Genomic DNA, 4,556 nt, shown 5'->3' on the forward strand with positions numbered 1-4,556 from the left:
TAATTATAAACCATGACATTGGAAAACGAGCATCTCCGACTGCGGAAGTGCTCGTTTTTTTCTATTCTGAAGCTAGTTTTTGCCCAGCCTCTATTAAATTGCATCAATCTTTGCTAAACTAGTTTTGAATGAGCTCAGTTCCGAATTGGTCTTGCTTGATTTTCTTAGCCTTCATGAGCCCACCTAGGGCTTTTTTAAATTGACCTTTTGAAATACCAAAGGTAGCCTTGATATCATCAGGTGATGACTTATCATTCAAAGTCATAAAGCCACCATTTGATTCCAGGTAAGTCAAGATCATCTGAGCATCATTTTCCAACATCTCGAATGAACGTGGTTTTAGCGATAGATTTAGGGTACGATCCACTTCTCTAAAGCCGATAACACGCGCATCTAGGACTTGTCCAAGACGGGGTTCTGCATAACGCTCTGATGGGTGGATAAAGCCCAGCATATTATTTTCTGGTAGGTAAACAAAGGTTCCAGTCAGCTTGAGACGGTAAACGATAGCTGGCCAGTTTTGATTCTGCATATTGTTATAGGCAGGACCAGCCATCTTTTGAAAGACTTCAGGTTCAGCGGGAATTCCCCAGATACGATCCTTCTTGTCCACATCGAGACGAATATAGAGTCTATCACCCTTCTTAGGCCATAGTTCCTTCAGTTCTGGAAGAAGATCAAGTGAGACTACAATCTCTTTATCAGGGATTCCTGTATCCACAAAGACACCCAAATCACGACGAACATCTGTAACTGTTCCCCAACCATAAGAGTCAATCTGACTCTTGATTTCTTTTGTTGTCAAGCGGAGCTTTTGCTTCTGATCAATGTAGGCAAAACCTGTCACCATATCACCAAGCTGGTGCTGACCTTCCTCTTTTGATAGCCCAAAGGTAAGTCCATCTTTTTGGACAAAGTAAAAACTAGCGTTTTCATCTGTTACCAAGGCTGTAATTGTTTGTGCTAATAGTTGATTCATATTTTTTCCTCTCAAAGGGATCTTGAAAGATTTTGAAAATCAGTCAAGATTGTGATGTTTTCTAGAAAAAAAATTTGCTAGAGATCTTTATCCAGAAACTTCACTTCTAGTAACTTAGAATGACTGATAAAGCCAATCCAGTCAGTCAAAAAGGCTGGGAACTTGCCCCAGCCTTGCTCGCTTAGACAGTAAGCAATTCTTTTTCTTTTTCAGCTGTCATGCTGTCGATTTTCTTAACAGCATCATCAGTTGCTTTTTGGATATCTTTTTCAAGAGATTTCAATTCATCTTCAGTGATTTCTTTGTCTTTCTCTTGTTTTTTAGCTTCATCCATGGCATCACGGCGGATATTACGGATAGCGATTTTGGCATTTTCACCAACTTTTTTAACTTCTTTTGCCAAATCTTTACGAGTTTCCTCAGTAAGTGCTGGGATAACCAAACGAACCACTGAACCGTCATTGGCTGGGTTGATACCAAGATCAGATTCGTTGATAGCACGTTCGATATCCTTGATTGATGATTTGTCAAATGGTGAAATCAAAAGAACACGTGCTTCTGGAACAGTGATTGATGCCAATTGGTTAAGTGGAGTTGGTGCACCATAGTACTCAACCTCGATACGATCCAAAAGACTAGCATTGGCACGACCTGCACGAATTGATGCAAACTCACGTGCAAGTGATTGATGTGATTGTTGGAAACGCTCCTGCGCTTTTTCAATAATAGCATTAGCCATTGATTCTCTCCTCTGATAGTAAATCTGTATTTTAGAAAATTGTGATTTTAGTTTGATTTGTTTGAAACAGTTGTTCCGATTTGTTCACCGAAGACAACACGTTTGATATTTCCTGGCTCATTCATGTTGAAGACAACCAAGTCAATATCGTTATCCATCGATAGTGTTGATGCTGTTGCATCCATGATTTTAAGACCACGTTTGATAACTTCCACGTGAGTCAACTCATCAAATTTAACAGCGTCTGCGTTCTTACGTGGGTCGTCGTTGTAAACACCATCAACGCCATTTTTCGCCATCAAGATCGCGTCAGCTTCAATTTCAGCGGCACGAAGGGCGGCTGTCGTATCTGTAGAGAAATATGGTGAGCCGATACCTGCACCGAAGATAACGATACGGCCTTTTTCCAAATGACGAAGAGCGCGTCCACGGATGTAAGGCTCAGCAACATTGTTCATAGCGATAGCAGTCTGAACACGAGTATCAATATCCAATTGGTTAAGGCTATCCGCCATAACAAGAGCATTCATGACAGTTCCAAGCATACCAGTGTAGTCTGCCTGAACACGATCCATACCAGCTTCTGCAGCTGGTTCACCACGCCAAAGGTTACCACCACCGATAACAAGGGCGATTTGCACACCAGAAGCAGCTACTTCTGCAATTTCTTTTGCCATCGCTTGAACTGTAGGAAGGTCGATACCGACACCACGTTCACCAGCAAGGGCTTCACCTGACAATTTAATTAAGACACGATTGTACTTAGGTTGTACCATTTTTGACTCCTTTATTACATTTACAGATAGAATTCCATCCAGCTAAAATGATCTACGCATCATTTCTATCTCTACTATTCTATCATAAAATACCCCATTTACCTAACAAAATTGAGCAAGCTTTTTCTTAGATTTTTTTGAGAAATAGCAGAGCTTTTTTACAGAAAAAAAGAGACCAGACAAAATGTCCAGTCCCAATTATTTTAAAAAAACTACTGATTAAAGTGAGTTTGTATCAACTTTGATACCAACACCTTGTGTAGTTGTGATTGTAAGGCTTTGGATGTAAGTTCCTTTTGCAGTAGCTGGTTTAGCTTTAACGATTACATCGTTGAAGGCTTTGAAGTTTTCAACCAATTTGTCTGCGTCAAATGAAACTTTACCAACGATAGCTTGAACGATACCAGCTTTGTCAGCACGGTAAGTGATTTTACCACCTTTTGACTCTTCAACTGCTTTAGCAACATCCATAGTTACTGTACCAGTTTTAGGGTTTGGCATCAAGTTACGTGGTCCAAGGACACGTCCAAGACGACCTACAACTGCCATCATATCTGGAGTTGCGATAACCACGTCAAAGTCCAACCAACCGTCGTTGATTTTTGCAACAAGTTCTTCTTCACCAACGAAGTCTGCACCAGCTGCTTTAGCTTCTTCAGCTTTAGCACCACGAGCAAAAACAAGAACACGTTGAGTTTTACCAGAACCGTTTGGCAATACCATTGCGCCACGGATTTGTTGGTCAGCTTTACGAACGTCGATGTTCAAGTTGTAAGCAACTTCTACAGTTGCGTCAAATTTTGCAAAGTTAGTTTCTTTTGCAAGAGCTACAGCTTCTTCTACGCTGTAAAGTTTTGTGCTGTCGATTTTTTCAAGAGCAGCACGCAATTGTTTGCTTTTTTTAGCCATTTTAAAATTCTCCTTGTAATGTGGTCTTAACGATTTTCATCTCCCACGTCACTCATCAAATTACGATGAAGTCTTGCGGGTAATAGGGGTTTCTTACTGATTAGTCAGTAACAGTGAATCCCATAGAACGAGCAGTACCTTCGATCATACGCATTGCAGACTCAATGTTTGCAGCGTTCAAATCTGGCATTTTAGTTTCAGCGATTTCTTGTACTTGCGCACGAGTAACTGAAGCAACTTTAGTTGTGTTTGGTGTACCTGAACCTTTTTCAACACCTGCAGCTTTTTTCAAAAGAACAGCAGCTGGTGGTGTTTTACAGATGAAGTCAAATGATTTGTCTTCGTACACTGAGATAACAACTGGGATGATCATACCAGCTTGATCAGCTGTACGAGCGTTGAACTCTTTAGTGAATCCCATGATGTTGATACCTGCTTGACCAAGAGCTGGACCAACTGGTGGAGCTGGTGTAGCTTTACCAGCAGGAATTTGAAGTTTTACGATATTTTCGACTTTTTTAGCCATTGTATAAAATCCTCCTGTTGTGGTTTTGGCGGTAATTAAAAATTTTTACCTCCCACAAGTATGCTTTCACACATACCCTTACTATTATACAGAATTGACAAGAGAAAGCAAGGATTTTCTATTCTTTTTTCCTTAAAAAGTTTACAAGTTTTTTAAATAGAGATAAAATAGATGTATGACTATTTACACTATCATTGCAATTTTATTTCTGCTCTTAACACCACTCTTTGCGACAGCTATTGTCCGCCTCTTCAACCTCACGCAGTATGGCATCAAATTCCCAGACCTGACCCTGCCACTCTACGCCTTTGAAATCAACTTTATCTCTGCCTACCTCTTTGAAAACAGCGTTCTTTTTTACTATCTTATGCTAATGGCTGTGCTAGCAGTCTGCATCGTCCTTGGTCTAAGCCGAAAAAAACGCATCCTCAGCTACCGTCGCTGGTTCAAAATCTTCTGGCGTGCCGCATTCCTAGTAACAATCGTCTTTTATATCACGACCCTTGTCGCCAGCCTTATCCTATAACACTAACAAAGAGGCTGGGCAAAAACTAGCTTCAGAATAGAAAAAAACGAGCACTTCCGCAGTCGGAGATGCTCGTTTTCCAATGTCATGGTTTATAATTA

At 40.6% G+C, this 4,556-nt stretch carries 6 protein-coding genes; 1 reads left to right on the top strand and 5 read right to left on the bottom strand.

The genetic code is table 11. The annotated features are described in order from the left end of the window. Positions 1-118: 118 nt before the first annotated feature. The 5 genes from cvfB to rplK form a co-directional block, all read right to left on the bottom strand. Positions 119-979, bottom strand: a complete 861-nt coding sequence (gene cvfB / locus JOC28_RS10445; RefSeq protein WP_205010609.1) for an RNA-binding virulence regulatory protein CvfB — start codon at positions 977-979, stop codon at positions 119-121. Positions 980-1,160: 181 nt separating this feature from the next. After that, positions 1,161-1,718 (bottom strand): ribosome recycling factor, encoded by a 558-nt coding sequence (gene frr, locus JOC28_RS10450; RefSeq protein ID WP_205010610.1) that lies wholly within the window; start codon positions 1,716-1,718, stop codon positions 1,161-1,163. 47 nt (positions 1,719-1,765) lie between these two features. Beyond that, complete coding sequence (gene pyrH, locus JOC28_RS10455) at positions 1,766-2,494, bottom strand: UMP kinase (protein WP_205010611.1); 729 nt, start codon at positions 2,492-2,494, stop codon at positions 1,766-1,768. A 219-nt stretch (positions 2,495-2,713) separates the two neighbouring features. After that, a complete protein-coding gene (gene rplA / locus JOC28_RS10460; protein ID WP_205010612.1) occupies positions 2,714-3,403 on the bottom strand; it encodes a 50S ribosomal protein L1 in 690 nt (229 codons plus the stop codon). A gap of 100 nt (positions 3,404-3,503) precedes the next feature. Then, on the bottom strand, positions 3,504-3,929 hold the full coding sequence (rplK, locus tag JOC28_RS10465; RefSeq protein WP_205010613.1) for a 50S ribosomal protein L11: 426 nt from the start codon (positions 3,927-3,929) through the stop codon (positions 3,504-3,506). A 175-nt stretch (positions 3,930-4,104) separates the two neighbouring features. Between rplK and JOC28_RS10470 the strand changes: the two genes are divergently transcribed. Continuing rightward, positions 4,105-4,455 carry a DUF3397 domain-containing protein gene (locus JOC28_RS10470; protein ID WP_205010614.1) on the top strand — a complete coding sequence of 117 codons (351 nt, stop codon included), beginning with the start codon at positions 4,105-4,107 and terminating at the stop codon, positions 4,453-4,455. Positions 4,456-4,556: the final 101 nt, after the last annotated feature.

The organism is Streptococcus loxodontisalivarius (genome assembly GCF_016908645.1).
GTDB lineage: Bacteria > Bacillota > Bacilli > Lactobacillales > Streptococcaceae > Streptococcus > Streptococcus loxodontisalivarius.

Excerpts from the sequence above, each read along its gene's own strand:
- cvfB (WP_205010609.1), bottom strand. The coding sequence starts at position 979 with ATGAATCAACTATTAGCACAAACAATTACAGCCTTGGTAACAGATGAA.
- JOC28_RS10470 (WP_205010614.1), top strand. The coding sequence starts at position 4,105 with ATGACTATTTACACTATCATTGCAATTTTATTTCTGCTCTTAACACCA.
- pyrH (WP_205010611.1), bottom strand. The coding sequence starts at position 2,494 with ATGGTACAACCTAAGTACAATCGTGTCTTAATTAAATTGTCAGGTGAA.
- frr (WP_205010610.1), bottom strand. The coding sequence starts at position 1,718 with ATGGCTAATGCTATTATTGAAAAAGCGCAGGAGCGTTTCCAACAATCA.
- rplK (WP_205010613.1), bottom strand. The coding sequence starts at position 3,929 with ATGGCTAAAAAAGTCGAAAATATCGTAAAACTTCAAATTCCTGCTGGT.
- rplA (WP_205010612.1), bottom strand. The coding sequence starts at position 3,403 with ATGGCTAAAAAAAGCAAACAATTGCGTGCTGCTCTTGAAAAAATCGAC.